The organism is Pseudomonas sp. KCJK9016 (assembly GCF_046231795.1).
GTDB lineage: Bacteria > Pseudomonadota > Gammaproteobacteria > Pseudomonadales > Pseudomonadaceae > Aquipseudomonas > Aquipseudomonas bananamidigenes.
Genome location: NZ_JBJJMM010000001.1, coordinates 132144 through 152203, shown reverse-complemented (window position 1 = coordinate 152203; position 20060 = coordinate 132144). Strand labels below are relative to the sequence as shown.

Annotated in this window: 17 protein-coding genes and 1 riboswitch; of the genes, 7 read left to right on the top strand and 10 right to left on the bottom strand. The window is 61.7% G+C overall.

Annotated features, from left to right (window positions below; genetic code table 11):
* Positions 1-135 precede the first annotated feature (135 nt).
* Positions 136-241, bottom strand: a riboswitch (TPP riboswitch).
* Between the two features lie 219 nt (positions 242-460).
* The gene (locus ACK6BI_RS00650) at positions 461-1894 is read left to right on the top strand and encodes a TolC family outer membrane protein (RefSeq protein WP_409315599.1); all 1434 of its coding nucleotides are present in this window, start codon (positions 461-463) and stop codon (positions 1892-1894) included.
* Between the two features lie 30 nt (positions 1895-1924).
* On the opposite strand, the gene waaA is transcribed toward ACK6BI_RS00650, so the two are convergent.
* Positions 1925-3205: a lipid IV(A) 3-deoxy-D-manno-octulosonic acid transferase gene (gene waaA / locus ACK6BI_RS00645; RefSeq protein ID WP_409315598.1), complete on the bottom strand. Its 1281-nt coding sequence runs from the start codon at positions 3203-3205 to the stop codon at positions 1925-1927.
* Positions 3206-3216: 11 nt separating this feature from the next.
* On the bottom strand, positions 3217-4119 hold the full coding sequence (locus tag ACK6BI_RS00640; RefSeq protein WP_409315597.1) for a LysR family transcriptional regulator: 903 nt from the start codon (positions 4117-4119) through the stop codon (positions 3217-3219).
* A gap of 102 nt (positions 4120-4221) precedes the next feature.
* On the opposite strand from ACK6BI_RS00640, the gene ACK6BI_RS00635 reads away from it, so the two are divergent.
* From ACK6BI_RS00635 to ACK6BI_RS00620, 4 genes are all read left to right on the top strand, one after another.
* Positions 4222-4554: a multidrug efflux SMR transporter gene (locus ACK6BI_RS00635; protein ID WP_065258738.1), complete on the top strand. Its 333-nt coding sequence runs from the start codon at positions 4222-4224 to the stop codon at positions 4552-4554.
* Between the two features lie 201 nt (positions 4555-4755).
* A complete protein-coding gene (locus ACK6BI_RS00630) occupies positions 4756-5931 on the top strand; it encodes an NAD(P)/FAD-dependent oxidoreductase (RefSeq protein WP_409315596.1) in 1176 nt (391 codons plus the stop codon).
* On the top strand, positions 5928-6740 hold the full coding sequence (locus ACK6BI_RS00625) for an aldo/keto reductase (protein WP_409315595.1): 813 nt from the start codon (positions 5928-5930) through the stop codon (positions 6738-6740). Before ACK6BI_RS00630 ends, ACK6BI_RS00625 begins: the two co-directional genes overlap by 4 nt.
* Positions 6741-6771: 31 nt before the next feature.
* Positions 6772-7734 carry a metal ABC transporter ATPase gene (locus ACK6BI_RS00620; RefSeq protein WP_409315594.1) on the top strand — a complete coding sequence of 321 codons (963 nt, stop codon included), beginning with the start codon at positions 6772-6774 and terminating at the stop codon, positions 7732-7734.
* A 160-nt stretch (positions 7735-7894) separates the two neighbouring features.
* On the opposite strand, the gene hldE is transcribed toward ACK6BI_RS00620, so the two are convergent.
* The 4 genes from hldE to msbA form a co-directional block, all read right to left on the bottom strand.
* Positions 7895-9316 (bottom strand): bifunctional D-glycero-beta-D-manno-heptose-7-phosphate kinase/D-glycero-beta-D-manno-heptose 1-phosphate adenylyltransferase HldE, encoded by a 1422-nt coding sequence (hldE, locus tag ACK6BI_RS00615; protein ID WP_409315593.1) that lies wholly within the window; start codon positions 9314-9316, stop codon positions 7895-7897.
* Positions 9317-9418: 102 nt separating this feature from the next.
* Positions 9419-10027 (bottom strand): adenylyl-sulfate kinase, encoded by a 609-nt coding sequence (gene cysC / locus ACK6BI_RS00610; RefSeq protein WP_409315592.1) that lies wholly within the window; start codon positions 10025-10027, stop codon positions 9419-9421.
* Complete coding sequence (locus ACK6BI_RS00605; protein ID WP_409315591.1) at positions 10020-10724, bottom strand: sulfotransferase family 2 domain-containing protein; 705 nt, start codon at positions 10722-10724, stop codon at positions 10020-10022. Before ACK6BI_RS00605 ends, cysC begins: the two co-directional genes overlap by 8 nt.
* A 164-nt stretch (positions 10725-10888) precedes the next feature.
* Positions 10889-12691, bottom strand: a complete 1803-nt coding sequence (gene msbA, locus ACK6BI_RS00600) for a lipid A export permease/ATP-binding protein MsbA (RefSeq protein WP_409315590.1) — start codon at positions 12689-12691, stop codon at positions 10889-10891.
* A gap of 155 nt (positions 12692-12846) precedes the next feature.
* Here msbA and ACK6BI_RS00595 point away from each other — a divergent pair, with 155 nt between their 5' ends.
* Positions 12847-14712, top strand: a complete 1866-nt coding sequence (locus tag ACK6BI_RS00595; RefSeq protein WP_409315589.1) for an O-antigen ligase family protein — start codon at positions 12847-12849, stop codon at positions 14710-14712.
* A 2-nt stretch (positions 14713-14714) separates the two neighbouring features.
* Complete coding sequence (locus tag ACK6BI_RS00590; RefSeq protein ID WP_409315588.1) at positions 14715-15935, top strand: acyltransferase family protein; 1221 nt, start codon at positions 14715-14717, stop codon at positions 15933-15935.
* A gap of 4 nt (positions 15936-15939) precedes the next feature.
* Here the strand turns inward: ACK6BI_RS00590 and ACK6BI_RS00585 are convergent, their stop codons facing one another.
* Genes ACK6BI_RS00585 through ACK6BI_RS00570 form a run of 4 tightly spaced genes read right to left on the bottom strand, consistent with a single transcriptional unit; the run spans position 15940 to position 20059 of the window.
* Positions 15940-16560, bottom strand: a complete 621-nt coding sequence (locus ACK6BI_RS00585; protein WP_409315587.1) for a CatB-related O-acetyltransferase — start codon at positions 16558-16560, stop codon at positions 15940-15942.
* A 3-nt stretch (positions 16561-16563) separates the two neighbouring features.
* Positions 16564-17448: a glycosyltransferase gene (locus ACK6BI_RS00580; RefSeq protein WP_409315749.1), complete on the bottom strand. Its 885-nt coding sequence runs from the start codon at positions 17446-17448 to the stop codon at positions 16564-16566.
* Between the two features lie 14 nt (positions 17449-17462).
* The gene (locus tag ACK6BI_RS00575; protein ID WP_409315586.1) at positions 17463-18617 is read right to left on the bottom strand and encodes a glycosyltransferase family 4 protein; all 1155 of its coding nucleotides are present in this window, start codon (positions 18615-18617) and stop codon (positions 17463-17465) included.
* Positions 18614-20059 carry a PIG-L deacetylase family protein gene (locus ACK6BI_RS00570; RefSeq protein WP_409315585.1) on the bottom strand — a complete coding sequence of 482 codons (1446 nt, stop codon included), beginning with the start codon at positions 20057-20059 and terminating at the stop codon, positions 18614-18616. The genes ACK6BI_RS00575 and ACK6BI_RS00570 overlap by 4 nt, the downstream gene beginning before the upstream one ends.
* Position 20060: the final 1 nt, after the last annotated feature.

The following is a 20060-nucleotide window of genomic DNA, read 5'->3' as shown; positions in this document are numbered from 1 at the left end:
CAGACAGCATCCAGGCAGTGGATTGTCGGAGCAGAACCTGAAAGGCACGGACGCACCAGGACTGGTGCTGTGCATCGTCGTCGAGCGTTCGATTGTCGAACAATTTCCCGGACGAAGCACAAGAGGACTCGCCGGGTGACGAGAAATCTTGTTCCCTACGCAGGCGCTAACCTGATCAGGTTCAACGGGATCCGAAATTATTCGATCTCAGCCTCATAGCAAGGCACCCCGACAAGAACCCGGCCAGTCTAGACACAACCGGCAAAGAACGCCAACACCGCGGCAAACACCATGATGAATGGCGCAATTGCGGGCGCCGACAGGATTGTGAGCGCCTCAATGCACAACTACACTCGCTTTGCCCTGCTGCGCCCTGGCGCCAAGCCTTGACGATGCAGTGCCCGCGCCCTACCTTTGGCGCCCGGATTATTTCCATAATATTCATGCTAGGGATCGCCTCATGCTGCGCAAACTCTCACTGGCTGTTGCCGTGTCTTGTGCGTCCAACGCAATGGTCTGGGCAGCGGAAGCGCCGTTGTCGACCCGGACCGATCTGGTCAGCGTCTATCAGGAAGCGGTCGACAACAACGCCGATCTGGCCGCCGCCCGCGCCCAGTACGGTGCCCAGAAAGAAGTCGTGCCACAGGCCCGCGCCGGGCTGCTGCCGAACCTCTCCGGCGGTGCCGAAACCGCCGCCGTGCGCACCTCGATCGACCAGCCATCGGCCATTGCCAACCGCAGCGCACATTCCTATCAGGCGACGCTGGCGCAGCCTTTGTTCCGCGCCGATCGCTGGTTCCAGTACCAGGCCGCCAAGGACGTCAACGAGCAGGCCGCGCTGCAACTGTCGGCCACCGAACAGAACCTGATCCTGCAATCGGCCGAAAGCTACTTCAACGTCCTGCGCAGCCAGGACAACCTGGCCTCGACCAAGGCTGAAGAAGCCGCGTTCAAGCGCCAGCTCGACCAGTCCAACGAGCGCTTCGACGTGGGCCTGTCGGACAAGACCGACGTGCTGCAGTCGCAGGCCAGTTACGACACCGCACGCGCCAACCGGATCGTCGCGCAGCGTCAGGTCGAAGATGCGTTCGAAGCGCTGATCACCCTGACCAACCGTCAGTACAACTCGATCCAGGGCATCGTCCACACCCTGCCGATCCTGCCGCCGGCGCCGAACGACGCCAAGGCCTGGGTCGACACCGCCGCCAGACAGAACCTCAATCTGCTGGCCAGCAACTATGCGGTGAGCTCCGCCGAACAGACCTTGAAACAGCGCAAGGCCGGTCACCTGCCGACCCTCGACGCCGTGGCCAAATACGAAAAAGGCGACAACGACGCCCTCGGTTTCTCCAACCCGAACGCTTTCGGCACGCCTTATCACGGCAACGTCGAGCAGAGCACCGTGGGCCTGCAACTGAACATCCCGATCTACAGCGGTGGGCTGACCAGCTCCCAGGTGCGCCAGTCCTATGCACAACTGGATCAGAGCGAGCAGCAACGTGAAAGCCTGCGCCGGCAGATCGTGGAAAACACCCGCAACCTGCACCGCGCGGTGAATACCGACGTCGAACAGGTGCAGGCGCGCCGCCAGTCGATCATCTCCAACCAGAGCGCGGTGGAAGCCACGGAAATCGGTTATCAGGTGGGGACGCGCAACATCGTCGACGTGCTCGACGCCCAGCGTCAGCTCTACACCTCGGTGCGCAACTACAACAACACCCGCTACGACTACATTCTCGATAACCTGCGCCTGAAGCAGGCGGCGGGGACGTTGAACCCGGGTGACCTGCAGGACCTGACCCGTTATCTGAAAGCCGACTACAACCCGGACAAGGACTTCCTGCCGCCGGATCTGGCCAAGGCCGCCGAAGAGCAGCTCAAGGCCCGGCCTTGAACAAAAAACGCAGCCCTGAGGCTGCGTTTTTTATGGGCGGTCGATCAACCTTCCCAGGCCATCGAGCAAGCGCTGCAACGCGCCCTGATTGCGGCGCATCACGTTCAGCCCGGCTTCCGCCATGCGCTGTGCATCGCGGGGCAATTCGAACAGTTGCTGCACTTGCGTCGCCAGACCTTCGGCGTCATCCACCTCGGCCAAGGCCCCGGCGCTGCGCAGTTGCGCGGCGATGTCGAGGAAGTTGAACAGGTGCGGGCCGCTGATCACCGGTTTCGCCAGCGCCGCCGGTTCCAGCAGGTTGTGACCACCGTTAGGCACCAGGCTGCCGCCAACGAACGCGCTGTCGGCCAGGGCGTAGAGAAACAGCAATTCGCCCATGGTGTCGCCCAGCAGCACCGAGGTGGCGGCATAGACATTTGCGCCAGTCGAACGACGCACCGTGGCGAAACCTTCGCGCTGGCACAGCTCGAACACCGAGTTGAAGCGCTCCGGATGGCGCGGCACCAGAATCAGCAGCGCATCGGGATGGTTGGCCAGCAAACGGCGATGGGCATTGAGCACCACCTCGTCTTCGCCTTCATGGGTGCTGGCGGCAATCCACACCGGACGCTCCAGCGCCTGCCATTGGCCGCGCAGTTCAGCGGCGCGTTGCAACAGCTGCGGGTCGATGGTCAGGTCGAACTTGATCGAGCCGGTGACTTCGACTGTCTCCGGGCGTGCGCCCAAATCGCGGAAGCGCTGGGCTTCGGCTTCGGTCTGCACGGCGAACAGGTTCATTTCGGCGAGCATCGGCGCGGTCAGTTTGCGGAACCGGCCATAGCCTTTGGCCGAACGCTCGGACAAGCGTCCGTTGGCCAGTGCCACCGGGATCCCGCGCTTGGCACACTGATGAATGTGATTGGGCCACAGTTCGGTTTCCATGATCACGGCAAGCCTGGGCTGCACGCGATCGAGAAAACGCGACGCCGCGCAGGGCAAATCGTACGGCAGGTAGCAATGCTGGATACGCGACTCATTGGCGAACATCGCCTGAATGCGTTCCGAGCCGGTCGGCGTCATGCAGGTCACGGTGATCGGCAGTTGTGGATAACGTTGCAGCAGCGCGCGGATCATCGGCGCGGCCGCGATGCTTTCGCCCACCGACACGGCGTGTACCCAGATGCCGCCCGGTTGCAGGGGCGGCATCCCGCAGGAGAAGCGTTCGCCAATGCGTTTGGCATACGCCGGCGCCTTGCGCGAACGCAGCCAAAGCCGAATCGCCACCAATGGCAGCCCCAGGTAAAACAGCGCGGTGTACAGAGTTCTATTCATGGCGGCGGAGTTTATCGACTTTTGCCGCCGATCGCCCGCAGGTGTATGGCAAATCGCTCCGCCAGCCAACGCGCCGCTGGCCCCAGCGGTTCGTCACGACGCCAGACCAGTTCCACCACCAGCGCCGGTGGCGTCCATTCGCTGTCCAGTTCCACCATCAGGCCCTGATACGCCGAGTACTGCACCACATGACGGGGCAGCCAGGCCCAGCCGAGGTCGCGCACCAGCCATTCGGCCATGACGTAGAAACTGTCGGCGCGCCAGACCTGCGGACTGGCCGGTTCGTTGCCGGGGTAGACGCTGGTCTGGGTCGACATCAGCAGTTGGCGATGTTGCGCCAGATGCTGACAAGTGACGTAAGACTGCACGGCCAACGGATGATTGACGCCACAGACCGTGACCATTTCCACACGGCCCAACACCCGGCGCTCCAGCGCTTCGGGGATTTCATCGTGATAGAACAGCAACCCGAGATCAGCCCGGCGCTCCACCAGTTTGCGCGACACTTCGCCCTGGGCGGCGCTGGTCAGTTGCACCTCCAGGCTCGGAAACTGCTCGGCCAGCGCACCGAAGCTTTCAACCAGCGCCTGATAAGGCATCGCTTCATCCTGAGCGACCCGCAACTGCGCCTCCTGGCCGCGCACCATGGCCATGGCCCGGCCGTTCAGGCGCTCGCATTGACGCAGCACTTCACGCGCCTCCTCAAGCAAGGCTTCGCCCGCTTCGGTCAGAGTCGGCTGACGCCCGCTGCTGCGCACGAACAGGCTGACGCCGAGGTCGTCCTCCAGCATCGCGATGGCGCTGCTGATCGCCGATTGCGCCTTGTGTTGCCGGCGCGCCACGGCGGAGAACGAACGCTGTTCGGCCACCGCCACAAACAGGCGCAATTGATCCAGATTCCACTGCATATCCATCAGGCAACCCATCTCCAGAACAGATAGGTAATGACTTTACCCCATCTGGGCACTCACTAGAATGCCGCCTCAGAAAGCAACGCTTCACACGAGGATTTGAACATGAACGCTTACGTCTATCTGGCTATTGCCATTTGCGCCGAAGTGATCGCCACCGTTTCGATGAAAGCCGTCAAAGGCTTCAGCACGCCATTGCCTCTGGTGCTGGTCATCGTCGGCTACGCCATCGCCTTCTGGATGCTGACGCTGGTGGTACGCAGCGTGCCGGTGGGCGTGGCGTATGCAGTGTGGGCCGGCATGGGCATCGTGATGGTCAGCGTTGCAGCGCTGTTCCTTTACGGGCAGAAGCTGGATATTCCGGCGATGCTCGGGATGGGCTTGATTGTGCTCGGTGTGGTGGTCATCCAGCTCTTCTCGAAAACCGCTGGCCATTGACCTGTATTACACAGATCCCGGTGGGAGCGAGCCTGCTCGCGAAAGCGTAGTGTCAGATATGTCACCGGCAACTGACACGCCCTCTTCGCGAGCAGGCTCGCTCCCGCATCTGGATTTGCATCAGCCTTGTTGATCATCGACAAATCCCCTTATCCCCGAGTCTGTATACTGCGCCCTCGTCTTGAACACTGAGGTCGTTGCATGCCATCTCCCATTTCCACCGACGTGCTGATTGTCGGCGCTGGTATCGCCGGCCTCTGGCTGAACGCGCGCCTGCGCCGCCAGGGTTTCTCGACCGTGCTGGTGGAAAGCGCCAGCCTTGGCGGCGGGCAGAGTGTGAAATCCCAGGGCATCATCCACGGTGGCGCCAAGTACGCATTGCACGGCGCGCTGACCGGCGCCTCGGAAGCCATCGCCGACATGCCGCGTCGCTGGCGCGAAGCTTTGGCAGGCGATGGTGAACTCGACCTTTCCGGCGTGCGTCTGCTGTCCGAAGCCCATTACCTGTGGTCGCCGGGTACGCTGGCCGGCAACCTCACCAGTTTCTTCGCCAGTAAAGCCGTGCGCGGACGGGTCGATCAGGTCAAGGGCGACCAGTTGCCGCCGGCCCTGCAAGACAAACGCTTCAAGGGCAAGGTCTACCGCCTCGCCGAACTGGTGGTCGATGTACCCAGCGTGATTCAGCGCCTGGCCGACCTCGCCGGTGACGGGCTGCTCGCCGGCCAGAACATCGAGCCTTTGCTGGAAAGCGGCGTGCTGGTCGGCCTGAAGGTCGACGGTCGCGAAATCCACGCCCAGCGCATCGTCCTCAGCGCCGGTGCCGGTACCGCAGCGCTGCTGGAAACCCTCGGTCTGACCCAGCCGGCCATGCAGCGCCGACCGCTGCACATGGTCATCGCCAAGGGCCCGGGCCTGAAACCGCTGTACGCCCATTGCCTGGGTGGCGGCACCAAACCGCGAATCACCGTGACCACGCACCCGGCCGCCGATGGCCAGTGGGTCTGGTACATGGGTGGCGACATTGCCGAGTCCGAAGGCGTGGCCCGTGAGCCGGCCGAACAGATCGCCACTGCACAAAAGGAAATCGCCCAGTTGTTGCCCTGGATCGACCTGAGCAACGTGCAATGGGCGACCCTGCGTGTCGACCGCGCCGAACCGCTACAAACCGGCCTGACTCGCCCGGACAATGCGTTCCTTGCCGAAGAAGGTCGCCTGCTGGTCGGCTGGCCGACCAAACTGGCCCTGGCCCCGGACTTCGCTGACCGGGTGATCGCTTCACTGGAGCGCGACGGCATCCAGCCGGGCCATCCGGCGCCGTTGCCGGAATTGCCGAAACCACCAATGGGCGTACCTGCATGGGAGCAACTGCTGCCATGAGCCTGCCGACCCTGCACGACCTGCATCGCCCGCTGGGCAGTACCGGCCTGCTGGTTTCGCCACTGGGCCTGGGCACCGTCAAACTCGGCCGCGACCAGGGCGTGAAATACCCCAGCGGCTTCCAGATCCCCGATGACGACGCCGCGCGCATGCTGCTCAAACAGGCGCGGGAACTGGGCATCAACCTGATCGACACCGCACCGGCCTATGGTCGCAGCGAAGAGCGTCTCGGCCCGCTGCTGCGCGGCGAGCGCAAGGACTGGGTCATCGTCAGCAAGGTCGGTGAAGAGTTTACCGATGGCCAGTCAACCCACGACTTCAGCGCCGCCCACACCCGGATGTCGGTCGAGCGCAGCCTGAAGCGATTGGAAACCGATTTCATCGATCTTGTGCTGGTGCACTCGGATGGCAACGACATGGCCATTCTCGACGGCAGCGAAGTCTACGCAACCCTCGCGGCACTGAAGGCCGAGGGCAAGATTCGCGGCTTCGGTTTCTCCGGCAAGACTGTCGAAGGTGGCCTCAAGGCACTGGAGCAAGGCGATTGCGCGATGGTCACCTACAATCTGAACGAACAAAGCGAGAAGGCAGTCATTGACTATGCTGCTGACCACGGCAAAGCCATTCTGGTGAAGAAGGCCCTGGCCAGCGGTCACGTCTGCCTGAGTCCCGGGGTGGATCCGGTGCGCGCCAGTTTCGAGTTGCTGTTCGCCGGGCCTGGCGTGGCCAGTGCCATTGTCGGGACGATCAATCCGCTGCACCTCGCCCACAACGTTGCGACCGTTGCCCGGGTCCTTCGTGGTCACTGACGCCGCCCCGCGGCCTTAAGCAGGAGCCGACATGCCGCGTACGCTCATCAGAAAGAACCCGAGCAACTTCAAGACGCTGCCGCTGTTCGTCGAAGCGACACCCGAAGGCCTGACCTACCAGAGCGTGGGCATGCCGCTGAATTTTGCCCAGACCCTGCAGCGACGCAAACCGGTCAGCGTGGCCGACGCCGAGCGCTTTGCGCTGGAACTGGCCAACCTCGGCGTTTCGGTACGCCTGACCCTGCACTGGCAGAACCGCGATTACTGGGTGCTGGTGCGCCAGCGCCGACAGGATCGCGGCGACGTGGTGCTCAAACTGATTTCCGGCTACGTGCCGGCGCACGAACTGAATATCCCGCTGCACACGGCGATCCAGGAGATCGCCGAGGAGTGCCTGCTGGAAACCCCGGAAGGCTGGCTCGGCGGGCGCTTCAACGATACCTGGCTGCCGGCGCCCTATGCCTCGGCGCTGCACTATCGCGAGGCCTTGCCCTTTCGCCTGACGCCGCTGTCCGGTTCGGCGCGGCCGGTGCGCTGCGCCAACCTGCAACTGGTCGAACGGCCACGGGCGTACGTGCACCTGCCGACCGCGTCCCTGCAATTGATCTACGACCTGCGGCTCGATGTGCCGAAGGAAGCCAAGAACCTGAGCCTGTTCCATGTCGACGAACGACTGGAAGGCGATCAACTGGTCGCCCGGCTCGACCGCAAACGCCCCGACCTGTACCTGATGCCGTTGCAGGACGGCGAGCCACTGCCCGAGCTGTATACGCTGAAGAAAGGTCAGCTATCCCCGGCAGGCACTCGCGGCCTGTATCTGGCAGAGAGTTTCGCCCGGCAGGACGGCTGGCTGGTGCGCGATGAGCGGATTCGCTGGAAGGACTGGCTGCGGCAACAGGGTCTGACACCGCCGCTCAAGGACACGGGGCTGGCGCGGTTGCGCGGCAAGGCGAAACAACTGCTGAAGAAGATCGTGCCGCGCAAGGCGGGCTGAAAGCCAAGCGGTAGACCTGTGTGGCGAGGGAGCTTGCTCCCGCCGGGTTGCGAAGGAGCCCCGATTCGTTCAATGCGCGCCGTTGGCCAGGCACATTTTCCGTTTTGCGAGCGCTTCACATTTAAGCGGGAGCAAGCTCCCTCGCCACAATTGGCTTGAATCAATTACCGCGGATTTTTTCCACAATCGCCGTGGTCGAGCTGTTTTCCACCAGCCCCAGCACCTTCACGGTGCCGCCATAGGCCTTGACGATATCGGCGCCGACAACCTGGTCGATGCCATAGTCACCGCCCTTCACCAGCACGTCCGGCTTGACTTCGCGCAGCAGGTTTTCCGGGGTACCTTCAGGGAAGCTGATCACCCAGTCCACCGCACCCAGTCCGGCGAGTACCGCCATGCGCCGGTCGACGCTGTTGATTGGTCGGCCCGGGCCTTTCAGGCGACTGACGGAAGCGTCGTCGTTGATCGCGACGATCAGGCGATCACCTTGCGCTCGCGCCTGCTCGAGGTAGGTCACATGGCCTGCGTGCAGAATGTCGAAGCAGCCGTTGGTGAACACGATTTTCTCGTTGTGCGCCCGGGCATCGGCAACTGCCAGCAGCAGTTGCTCCAGACCCAGCACACCGCGCTCGGAACCTTCCTCGCGCTGAATTGCACGGCGCAGCTCCGGGGCGCTGATCGCCGCCGTACCCAGCTTGCCGACCACAATGCCCGCCGCCAGGTTGGCCAGTGCCACCGCGTGATGCAACTCTTCGCCTGCTGCAATCGCCGCCGCCAGGGTGGAAATCACCGTGTCACCGGCACCGGTCACATCGAACACTTCACGGGCCCGAGCCGGCAGGTGCAGCGCCGGATGATCCGGACGCAGCAGGGTCATGCCGTGCTCGCCACGGGTAACCAGCAGCGCGCCGAGTTCGAGGTCGTGCATCAGTTTCGCGCCCTTGCTCACCAGTTCGTGTTCGTCGGCGCAACCACCGACGATGGCTTCGAACTCGCTGAGGTTCGGGGTGATCAGGCTTGCGCCCCGGTAGATCGAGAAATCCTTGCCCTTCGGGTCGGCCAGCACCGGAATGCCTTTGGCCCGGGCAGCCTGGATCAGCGCCTGATGGTTTTTCAAGGCGCCTTTGCCGTAGTCGGAAAGCACCAGCACCTTGATGCCTTCCAGCAGGTCGTCGACCTGGGAAGCGAGCGCGAGCGCGTCGGTGGCGAACGGTTCTTCGAAATCGATACGCAGCAATTGCTGGTGCCGGCTCATGACCCGCAGCTTGACGATGGTCGGCTGGTGCGCAATGCGCTGGAACAAGGCGCGCACGCCCGCCCCCTTGAGGCTGTTGCTCAGGCTGTCGGCGGCTTCGTCGTCACCGGTCACACCGACCAGCGACGCCGGCGCACCCAGCGCAGCAATGTTCAGGGCAACGTTGGCGGCACCGCCCGGGCGGTCTTCGATTTGCTCGACTTTGACAACCGGTACCGGCGCCTCAGGGGAAATCCGTGAGGTACCACCATGCCAGTAACGGTCGAGCATGACATCGCCGACCACCAAGACAGGGGCTTGATCGAATCGCGGCATGGACAACTTCATGGAGCAACCCACATACAAAATGAACAGGGGCGCGATATTAACACAGGGTGGGCGAAGGCTTGTGCGGCGGCTGCAACTGGATGAAACGAGGGGCTTTTCTGCTCATTTGTTGAGCAACAAGGCAGCCAGTCGATGGCAGGCGTCGGCCAGTTCGACCTCGTCCGTGTCAATCCGGCACTCGGCCGCCAGCGGAGCTTCATACGGGCTGTCGATCCCGGTGAAATCCTTGATCCGCCCTTCCCGCGCCACCCGGTACAACCCCTTCGGATCGCGTCGGGAGCAGACTTCCAGAGACGTGCTGACATGCACTTCGATGAAATCCCCCTCGGCAAACAGTCCGCGCGCCGTGTCCCGCTCCGCACGAAACGGTGAGATGGCGGCCACGATCACGATCAATCCGGCATCCGTCATCAACCTCGCCACTTCGGCGGTACGCCGGATATTCTCGCGCCGGCAGGCTTCGCTCATGCCCAGGTCCCGGCACAGACCGCTGCGCAGATTGTCGCCATCGAGCAGAAAGGTGTGCAGTCCAAACTGATGCAGGTACAGCTCCAGCGCATTGGCCAGAGTCGACTTTCCGGCGCCGGACAGCCCGGTCAGCCACAGGCAGCGGGGGTGCTGCGCCTTCTGCGCGGCGCGCACCCGGGCGGGAAGAGCCAGCGCATAGGGGCGGATCGCCGGCGGCGGCAGTACTGACAGAGCCTCACTCATAACCGAGCATCTCGTAATCTCGCACATAGACTCGCCGTACCAGGCGCCGGGTGCGTTGCGTACAGAAGTCACGCGCCGGCTGCGGGCGGCGCTGCCTGGAACCATTGACGTGTTGCAGCCGGCTTGCCAGCCCGAGACGCTCGCACACCAGTTGAAAATCCCGCGCCAGATACTCCTGATACCCGATGAAGTCCAGGGCGAGCCGCCCCAGCGAATCAGTGAGAAAGTCGGTTTGCGCGGCGAAGTGCAATTGCCGCCCGATCGTGTCGGCATGCAGCCAGCGCGCAACGAAGTCGTCGAAGTCGCGGTAATGCCTGACCAACTGCTGCGCGGCGTGATCGCGCCCGCTCAGTTCGTTGCCGTGCAGGAAGGCATAGGCCGAATAGGCACGCTCCAACGGATCTCGCACGAAGGCAAATTTGAAGGCGGCGGCAAACTCCGCAGGAAACTGCTCTTCATACCAGTACAACGGCAGATGACCGGGACGCCAGCCATCGAACATCGCCTCGCACACACTGCTGCCGGCGCACTTGGGAACATGAATGAACAGACAGGACCGCCGGTCGAAGGCTTCGGGAAAGCGCAGGTTCGCCGACATGGATTTGTTTACCGCCTGTCGATCGACCACGGACAGGCGCCCCAGCAGAAAAGCTCGCTGCGGTTTGGGCAGCAGCTTCCACAGATAGCGTTGCAGCATGAAAGTACCCGCGCGACGGGGATGGCCCCTTCGATGGAAGTCAGAATTCTTCCGGGAACCTTAGCAAGCGCGGTGTCGGGTTTTATGCAGGTTTGGTCAAGAAGGGTAAGCCATTTGATACAAAGCATCGGGTGCATGGCGCACCCGATGACTTCATGGCCGGATCAGGCGATGTCTTCGGCCGGGGCATCGAGGCCCATGGCATTCAGGCGCGCGTAGTAGCCATTCTGGGCCAACAGTTCATCATGAGTGCCACGCTCGACGATCTGTCCCTGATCCATGACCAGAATCAGGTCGGCCTTCTCGATGGTCGACAGACGGTGGGCAATCACCAGTGTGGTACGACCTTTCATCACCTGGTCCAGGGCTGCCTGGATGTGGCGCTCGGATTCGGTATCGAGGGCGGAAGTGGCCTCGTCGAGAATCAATACCGGCGCGTTCTTGAGCAAGGCACGCGCGATCGCCAGACGCTGACGCTGGCCACCGGACAGCAGCACACCGTTCTCGCCCACCTGGGTATCGAGCCCCTGCGGCAACTGCGCGATGAAGTCCATGGCAAAGGCATCACGCGCGGCTTTTTCGATGTCTTCACGCGGCGCCCCGGCCAGATCGCCGTAGGCGATGTTGTTGGCCACGGTGTCGCTGAACAGCGTGACATGCTGGGTGACCTGGGCGATGTGGCGACGCAGGTTCAGCAATTTGTACTGTTCGATCTCCACACCGTCGATCAGGATTTCGCCCTTGTCGTGGTGATAGAAACGCGGGATCAGGTTGGCCAGCGTCGACTTGCCGCTGCCGGAGCGACCGACCAGCGCGACCATCTGCCCTGGCTCCACCGAGAAGCTGATGTTGTCGAGCACCTGACGCTCGGTGCCGGGGTAGGTGAAGCTGAGGTTGCGCACCTCCAGACGACCGGTGACCGAGTCGCGCTCGACCGTGCCGGTATCGACTTCCGGCTCGACGTCGAGCTGCTCGAAAATGCTTTCGGCACCCGCAACCCCCTTCTGGATGGTCGAGCTGACTTCGGACAACTGACGGATTGGCTTGGGCAGCAGGCCCGCCAGAGTAATGTACGCCACCATGTCGCCCGCCGAGGCATCACCGCGCAGGAACAGCACCAGGAACATCAATACCGCCATGGCGGTGTAGATCACCAGTTGCAGCATCGGCGTGTAGATCGCGCCGGTGCGTGTCATGCGCAGTTGTTTGTCGGTGTTGCTCTGGCTGGCATTGAAGAAGCGTTTTTCTTCGTAGGCCTCGCCGCCGAAACTGCGCACCACGCGGTAGCCCTGGATGGTTTCCGATGCAACGTGGGTCACATCGCCCATGGCCAGCTGGATTTTCTTGCTCTGCTTGCGGAATTTCTTGCTCGCGGTACGCACCATCAAGGCGATGAGCGGCAGGATCGCCACCATCACCAGTGTCAGTTTCCAGTTCATGAACAGCAGCGAGGCGAACAGGAAGATTACTGTCATGCCTTCACGGATTACGACCTTGATCGCATCTGTTGCCGCCCCCGTGACCATGGTGACGTTGAAGGTGATGCGTGAAATCAGATGACCGGAGTTATGCTTGTCGAAATAGCGGTTCGGCAGCACCAGCAGATTGTTGAACAGTTGCACCCGCAGATCATGCACCAGCCCCAGGGAAACCTTGGCCAGGAAATAGTTGCCCAGATAGGAGCCGAAGCCCTGCCATGCCGCGATCAGGATGATCAGCAACGGTACGGCCTGCAGCAGTTGCAGGTCACGCAGGTAAGGGACGGTGGGGAACAGTGCGGCCTCCGGGTTGGACAGCCCGTCGACGAAATACTTGAGAATGTAACCGAGCATCGGCTGGGTCGATGCGAAAATCAGGAATCCGACGATGCTGATCAGGAACAGACTGATATACGGCCGGACGTAGCCGAGCAGTCGGAAGTAGATTTTCAAGCTCGAAGGGCTTGCGGCGGGACTGGAATCGGTCATATCACAGGAAAGTCGATAAAAAGGACGCTGACTTTAGCACAGCTTCCTCAGGGTTCTGGCAATCGCACAAAGGCTGTTATTGTTATGCGTCTTTTTTCAGTGTCGAACTGCCATCAACGAAATGGCCGATCAATTTCAGGAATGAATCTCACAGCATGCAACTTCGCGGCTTCAGCAGTACGTCCAGTCGAATCTTCGACTTCATCAGCCTGTGGATACTTCCAGCCGGCTATTTCCTGCTTCTGTGCGCATTGTTCTTTCTGCCTGGCCGCAGCCTGCATCACAAGCTGTTCTATGGCCTGTTCAGCATCCCGGCACTGATCGCCCTTTGCCTGCGACCGCAGGCGTTCAAGGAACTGTTGCGCGAACCGATGATCGTCGCACTGCTTGTGTTCATCGCCTGGGCGATGCTCAGCCTGAACTGGGGGCCGGTCGACGGCGAATCGTTCGGCGGCATGTTCAAGCCACCGCTGCACACACTGTTGCTGTTCGTCGGTTGCTATCTGCTCGTGCGTTACCGCAGTGAGATTCTTGCGCCAATACTGTTCGTCGCCGCCCTGGTCGCGCTGGTCGCCACCACCTGGTTCCTGATCCGCTTTTTCCAGCATTACCAACCCGGGTTGCGTCTGGTCGGCGGCGGGGCGTTCGACAATCCACTGCTCAGCTCCCACCTGTTCGGCTTCTTCTGTGCCTACTGGATGAGCATCAGCATGTCCTGCAAGCATGGTCGTCTGCTCTGGCTCAGCCTGCCGGCGATGCTGATCATGTTTGCCGCCGTGATCGCCACCGGCTCGAGAACCCCTCTGGTCGCACTGACCATGGCTGCCCTGTGGCTGAGCTTCATTTGCTGGAACCGTCGCTCGCTGTTGATGCTCGGCGCGCTGGGAGTCGTCGGCGCCACGGTCGTCAGTCTTTTTTCCAGAATGATCACCGAACGCGGTGACTCCTACCGTTTCGAAATCTGGCAGATCGCCTTGCAGAAAATTGCCGATCATCCGTGGATCGGTCATGGCTTCAACGCCGATCTGGCGATCGATCCAGGCGTTGGCTACAACTTTCAGGAACCCCACAGCTTTGCCCTGGGCGTCCTGTATTACGTCGGGGTTCTGGGTTTGCTGCCCTGGCTGTTTCTCCAGGCGTGGGGTTTGCTGAGCAGCTGGCGTCAACGGGTTCAGCCGCTGCTGATCATCGCGTCCACCTGGCTGGTCTTCGGCATCGGTGCCGGATTGACCGAAGGCGGAGGCATTATCTCGCGCCCGAAAGAGCACTGGTTCCTGCTGTGGATTCCACTGGCGCTGATCGCTGCACTGAGCATCAATCAGCGAGCCCGGCGCCTGTTGACCGTACCGGTGCAGAAACTGTCGGCCAGCGGTCTGCAACCCTTGGCGGTCAATGCCCAGGTGATCGAAGAAGACGGCCTCGGCCCCAAGGTCCTGCGCCTGACCGACGGCAGCTTCCTCAAGCTGTTCCGCCGCCGTCGCTGGTACACCTCCGGTCACTTCAACCCGTACTCCGAACGTTTTGCCGTCAACAGCGAACAATTGCGCCGCATGGGCATTCCGACCCCTCAGGTACTGAACCTGTATCGTCTCGACGACGGCAGCAGCGCGGTGCATTACGCCCCGTTGCCGGGACACACCTTGCGCCAGGTACTTCAGGGCATCACCGCACCGGCCGTGCGGCAGGCTCTGGTTGAGCGCTTCGGAAAATTCATGGCGCGCCTGCATGAACAAGGTGTGTATTTCCGTTCGCTGCATCTGGGCAACGTACTGGTGCTGGAGGACGGTGAGTTCGGCTTGATCGACCTGGCGGATCTGCGCATCTACCCGTCCCCTTTGAGCCTTTCCTTGCGTCAACGTAACCTGCGCCACATGCAGCGCTACACAGTAGACAAGCGCTGGCTGTTCGAGGACCACTTCGATGCCCTGCTCCAGGGGTATTCGACGACGGCTTCCCAGGCGGCTGTCGATAATCTGTACAGGCAAGTGCAACAGGGAGGTCGCCCTGCCCGGGCCCACTGACCATGATGGATACCAATCCTGTGTTCGCCGCGGTCGCGTATCTGCTCGCCATCGCGACTTCGCTAATGTTCCTGCGCCTGGTTCCCAAGGCCGCCCTGCACCTGCAGCACAATGGTGAAAACCGCTACGGCACCATTGACGGCTTGCGTGGCTACCTGGCCTTCGGCGTTTTCATACACCACGCGATCATTACCTGGTTCTACCTGCACACCGGCGTGATCGACTTTCCGCCGAGCAACTTCTATTCGCAACTGGGTCAGGCCAGTGTCGCGCTGTTTTTCATGATCACCGGTTTCCTGTTCTGGAGCCGCCTGCTCAAACAGGGGCGCCAGCATGACTGGCTGGCGTTTGCGGTATCACGGGTGTTTCGGCTTTATCCCCTTTACCTGCCACTGATGCTGATCGTGTTTGTCACCGTGTTCAATCTGCAGGACTGGGAACTGAAGGATTCTCCCGTAGAACTGGTCGGGCAGGTATTGGGCTGGCTGACTTTCGACCGGCCGGATATCAATCAATACCACCAGAGCGGCATGTTGATCTCCAACGTGACCTGGACGCTGGCCTACGAGGTGTTCTTCTACCTGGCACTGCCACTGCTGGGAATGGTGTTCATCTACCGCGGGCCCTGGCTGCAGGTCGTTCTGTGTCTGATCGGAGTCTATGCCCTGTACCAGGTCGTCGGCTGGGAGCATTCACTGAAGAAGCATTTTCTGGCGAGTTTTCTTGGCGGCATCGCGGCGGCCTATTGGGTACGACGTCCGCACCTGGTTGCATGGGGGCAGACCCACGCCGCCACGGCGGTTGCCCTGCTGGCCCTGATTCTGGCGATGACCCTGTTCAAGCGCGCCTTCAGCCTGATGCCGCTTCTGCTGCTGGGCATGTTTTTTGTCGTCGTGGCATCGGGCAACCCGCTTTGGGGTGCCCTGCGTCTGCGCAGCGTCCGCTGGCTGGGAGAGATCAGTTACAGCACCTACCTGCTGCACGGCTATGTACTCTGGATCATGGTGCAGCAACTGCCGCACCTGATGTCCTTCAACCCGCAGAACCCGGTCTTCTATCTGTTGCTGATGGTCGTCTGCAGTTGCCTGCTGATCGTCATCGCCAGCCTGACATTTCTGTACATCGAGAAGCCTGGTATCGAAGCCGGCAGAACCTTTCTGCACTGGTTACGCCAGAAACAGCGTCCCAAAAAACTGGCCGAGGAAGCGGCCCGGGAACGTTGAGTGGTCAGGAGGGCCGGCGGCGGGCGTAGCTGAGAAATCCATCGATGTCGTCACTGCACAGCGTTTGCGCCAGGCTGTGCAGTTCGGCTTCCGGCCAGTCCCACCAGGCACTCTGCAATAGTTGCTGACGCTGTTCTTCGGGAAAGCGCCAGCGCAGGAATTTCGCGGGATTGCCCCCCATGACCGCATAAGGTTCGACATCCCGAGTGACCAGCGCGCCGGCCGCGATGATCGCGCCACTGCCGATCGTGACGCCTGACAGGATGGTGCAGTTGGAACACAGCCAGACATCGTTGCCGATCGTCACATCCCCGTGAGTGCCGCTGTAATCGCGGATGTGAGCTGCCTGCGGCAGCATCGCCGGGAACGGGAAGGTGGTCACCCAGTCCGCCCGATGATGCCCGCCGAGAAAGATCTGCACGCCTTCGGCAATCGAACAGTAGGCACCGATCTTCAGCGTCGAGCCTTCCTTCCAGTCATGAACGATCGGCAGGCCATAGCTGCCCCGGCCAAAGCTGTAATCAGGATAAGTCTGGGCGAACCGTGCAGCGCCGCGCTCGATCTTCGGCAACTTGCGAATCGCCCGTTTGGCGCGTCGCTCACGCCAGCGCTGAAGCCAGCCCATGGTTCAGTCCTTTTCCAGCGGTGAAAACAGCAGTCGGCCCAGACCGCGCCAGGTTTTCTTGTTCCAGGCCTTGAACGGAATCTGCGCCAGCAGTTCCCGAGCCAGTTTGCGATTGCGGTTGGCGGTCTTCAGGAACATCGAATTGAGCGATTTGTAGCGTACCTCGTCGTACAGCGGATGATCGCTGAACAGCGCGTAGGTACGCAGGATGTTTTCGATCATGAAGCGGTGGTTCTTGTAGGAGTTGGTGGCGTGCTTGCGATAGCGCGCCATCACTACGTTCAGACCGTCGATGAAATACCCGGCGCGGGTGATTTTCAGCTCGATGTACAGGTCTTCCAGACGAATCGTCGGATCGAATCCGCCTACCTTGTCCAGGGCCTCACGGCGGATCATCAGCGTGGGCGCCGGCGGGTAGGGTTTGCGCTCCAGGAACATGTCATCGAAGTCCAGACGCCGGAACGGCACGTCCCGGCGCTGACGCTTTTCCGGGTAAAGGTTGCCGTCGGCGTCCATCAATTCGATGTTGCCGGCGCAGATGCCGACTTCCGGTTTGCCGTCCATGTAGGCGACCTGGGTCGCGATACGATCCGGGTACATGATGTCGTCGGAACCGAACGGCACGATCAGACTGCCCCTGGCCCGTGCGATCGCGCCGTTGAGCGTGTTGGTCAGGCCCTGGTTCTGCTGCACGCGGAAATCGAATCCGTACTGTTCCTGCAAGGCCTTGATGCGCTCGACACTGTCATCCTTCGACCCGTCGTCGACCACCAGCAGCTCAATGTTCTTGTAGCTCTGGTTGATGACGCTGAGGATGCTTTCCTCGATGTACGGTCCGTGGTTGTAGGACGCGATGATGACGGTGACGAGGGGCTGGGCTTCGCTCATGGCTTTTTCGTCACTCATGGCTGCTCCTTGCGGGCCTGCTCAAGGCCGGAGTCGATCAGGTTAAGGTATTCCTGGCGGAAGACCTCGATATCGTGCTGTTCCTGCAAATAGCGGTAGGCCTGTTCGCCCTTGGCCTTGAGCTCGTCATCCGACAGCCCGAGGTAGGTATCCAGCGCGGCGACCAGGCTCGATACATCCTTGGGAGTGATCGCCAGGCCACCGGCACCTTCGATCAGCGGCAACATGGCCGGGACGTTCGACGCGATCACCGGCAAGTGCCCGCTCATGCCTTCCAGCAGGGCCAGGCCCAGACCTTCGGCCAGCGACGGCATGGTCCAGATATCGAACGCGCGCACGTATTGCAGGGCGTTTTCCTTGAAGCCCAGCAAGTGCGCCCGACCGCTCAGACCCAGTTGTTCGATCTCGGCCGCCAACGGCGCCTGCAGGCGTCCGGCACCGATGATTGCCAGTTGGGTGTTCGGGTATTTGTCTTTCAGTTGGGCGAAAGCCTGCAAAAGATAGGTATGCCCCTTGACCGATACCAGCCGCCCCAGCGCACCGATCAGGCGCACATTCGGGTCGATGCCCAGCAGCTCGCGGGCACGCTCGCGGCTGTGCTGCAGGCCTTCGGCCTGTTCGATGTCGATGGCGTTGGTGATCGCGTACGTATTCTCGTCGGTAAAACCGCAATCGCTGTCCAGCAGGTACTGTTTGACCGCCGGCGACACGCCGACGAAACGCCAGTGGCGGTCGATCAGGCGTTGAGTCTGACGACGACGGTAGAAGCGGTCGTATTCGCCGAAACCGTGGGAAATACCGATGCACAACGGCACTTTCAACCAGCGGTTGAGCGTCAGCATCATGTTCACCGGTTTGAAGCGGTTGCAGATCACCACGTCGAACTTTTCCCGCCGGCAGAACTTGTACAGCTGCCACATCGCCCGCAAGCGCATACCTTTGAGGGACTTGTCGGAAAACTCGAAATACACCGAACGGTCGGCCCGGCTGACCGCTTCACCCGGCCCGGGTTTGCCACGCAGAAAAGCCGCCGTCACCTCATAACGATCCGTCGGCAGGGCCTTGACGATCTGTTCGGCGAGGTCGGCGAAATCATGGGATTTGACGTTGTAGTCGGGCTGCAGCTGCAGAACCTTGGCACGTTGACTCATGACTCTCCCCGTTGCGCACCCGTCGCGCCTGTTTCACTTTGCTTCAGCGCCCAGAACAACTCCTGGCGCCTGACCGCTTTGCGGAAAAATTCGTTCTCGCCGTAGACCGACGGCCTGCGCCCGGCCAACAGCCGTTGAATCAGCCGGCGCAGACGCCGCTTGAACGGTGCCGGCGGCTGCAGGTCATGCATCATGCCCAGCGCCATGGCCTTGTCCCGTTGCAGCTCGATCGACAGCGGCAGGCACAACGGCTGCATCGCGACTGTCGCATCGAATGTCGGTGGCAAGGCAATGCCCTGCCCGCTGTCGCCCATCGGCCAGCGGTCGTTGTCGTGAAGGTGGTTGGCGTAACCGAGCAGCGTCGGTTGCCAGTCCAGACCGCGCAGGACTTCCAGAACGGCTTCCTGGGCGCAGATATGGTCGGGATGCGGATCCAGCGTCGGGTGTGGCAACACGATCACGTCCGGGCGCGCACGATTCAGGACCTCACGCAGGTCGGCCAGCAGATTGTTCCAGGTCGGTGCGCCGTCGGCATCGCCGGGCAACGTAAACGGATTCAGCCGGCGGAACAGGCGCGTATCGCTCAGATCGGCTTCCCGCGAGCCCACCGGTCGATTCGGCGCAGCCTGCATCGCCGCCAGTTGCAGACAGAAGTAACCGAGCTGCACGCAGTGGTCCTGCGGCACGCCGGCCCAGCGCGGCACGGCGAGGCTGTCCCAGGCCCGCAAACGGCCCTTGAGGCGCGCCGCCTCGGCCTTGTTCATGCCCATTTGTTGATAATGTTCGGCTTCGATCTCGCCGGCGGTCAGGGTCACGATCCAGGCTTCTTTGGCCTGGCTGTACAGACCGTAGGCGGCCAGTTCGGCATCGTCGGCGTGAGGCGCGATGACCATCACCCGCTGCTGGCGGTAGTCCGGTTGTTCGAGCGCCCACAGCATCGGCTCACCGGACACCCGGCAAAAGCGCCCGCGCAGACGCAACTGGCCTTGCGACAAGGCTTGCGCCTGACCGCTGAGGTTCAGATAACGCAGACCGTTGACACCACGTTCGAACGTCTGCGCATCAGGATTGGCACCACCGGCCAACTCGACCCGAGGATCGAAGAAGCGTCCCAAAAAGCTGCTTTTGACCTTCACGGCGAGGATCAGCGTGGCATCGTCCACCAGCATCACGCCCTCGTCGAGGCGCAATTGCTCACCGTCCAGATGCACTTTTGGCTGCGGTGTGAACGGCGGAAAACTGTATTGGTAATCGTCCTTCGGCGAATAGAACAAATGATCGGCAAACCACGCTTCATGAGCGATCCAGCCAACCACCGCCAGCACCGGCGGCAGCCACCAGGCCACCACCACGCCAAGTGCGATCAACACGATCAGCGCGATCAACAGGCCGATTCGTTTATTGCGCCGGTGACGCTTGAGCAGTTGCTGTTTGCGGCTCATG

What these genes read in the sequence shown, in the direction of transcription:
- ACK6BI_RS00650 (WP_409315599.1), top strand. Translation starts at nt 461, where the DNA reads ATGCTGCGCAAACTCTCACTGGCTGTTGCCGTGTCTTGTGCGTCCAAC.
- waaA (WP_409315598.1), bottom strand. Translation starts at nt 3,205, where the DNA reads ATGAATAGAACTCTGTACACCGCGCTGTTTTACCTGGGGCTGCCATTG.
- ACK6BI_RS00640 (WP_409315597.1), bottom strand. Translation starts at nt 4,119, where the DNA reads ATGGATATGCAGTGGAATCTGGATCAATTGCGCCTGTTTGTGGCGGTG.
- ACK6BI_RS00635 (WP_065258738.1), top strand. Translation starts at nt 4,222, where the DNA reads ATGAACGCTTACGTCTATCTGGCTATTGCCATTTGCGCCGAAGTGATC.
- ACK6BI_RS00630 (WP_409315596.1), top strand. Translation starts at nt 4,756, where the DNA reads ATGCCATCTCCCATTTCCACCGACGTGCTGATTGTCGGCGCTGGTATC.
- ACK6BI_RS00625 (WP_409315595.1), top strand. Translation starts at nt 5,928, where the DNA reads ATGAGCCTGCCGACCCTGCACGACCTGCATCGCCCGCTGGGCAGTACC.
- ACK6BI_RS00620 (WP_409315594.1), top strand. Translation starts at nt 6,772, where the DNA reads ATGCCGCGTACGCTCATCAGAAAGAACCCGAGCAACTTCAAGACGCTG.
- hldE (WP_409315593.1), bottom strand. Translation starts at nt 9,316, where the DNA reads ATGAAGTTGTCCATGCCGCGATTCGATCAAGCCCCTGTCTTGGTGGTC.
- cysC (WP_409315592.1), bottom strand. Translation starts at nt 10,027, where the DNA reads ATGAGTGAGGCTCTGTCAGTACTGCCGCCGCCGGCGATCCGCCCCTAT.
- ACK6BI_RS00605 (WP_409315591.1), bottom strand. Translation starts at nt 10,724, where the DNA reads ATGCTGCAACGCTATCTGTGGAAGCTGCTGCCCAAACCGCAGCGAGCT.
- msbA (WP_409315590.1), bottom strand. Translation starts at nt 12,691, where the DNA reads ATGACCGATTCCAGTCCCGCCGCAAGCCCTTCGAGCTTGAAAATCTAC.
- ACK6BI_RS00595 (WP_409315589.1), top strand. Translation starts at nt 12,847, where the DNA reads ATGCAACTTCGCGGCTTCAGCAGTACGTCCAGTCGAATCTTCGACTTC.
- ACK6BI_RS00590 (WP_409315588.1), top strand. Translation starts at nt 14,715, where the DNA reads ATGATGGATACCAATCCTGTGTTCGCCGCGGTCGCGTATCTGCTCGCC.
- ACK6BI_RS00585 (WP_409315587.1), bottom strand. Translation starts at nt 16,560, where the DNA reads ATGGGCTGGCTTCAGCGCTGGCGTGAGCGACGCGCCAAACGGGCGATT.
- ACK6BI_RS00580 (WP_409315749.1), bottom strand. Translation starts at nt 17,448, where the DNA reads ATGAGCGAAGCCCAGCCCCTCGTCACCGTCATCATCGCGTCCTACAAC.
- ACK6BI_RS00575 (WP_409315586.1), bottom strand. Translation starts at nt 18,617, where the DNA reads ATGAGTCAACGTGCCAAGGTTCTGCAGCTGCAGCCCGACTACAACGTC.
- ACK6BI_RS00570 (WP_409315585.1), bottom strand. Translation starts at nt 20,059, where the DNA reads ATGAGCCGCAAACAGCAACTGCTCAAGCGTCACCGGCGCAATAAACGA.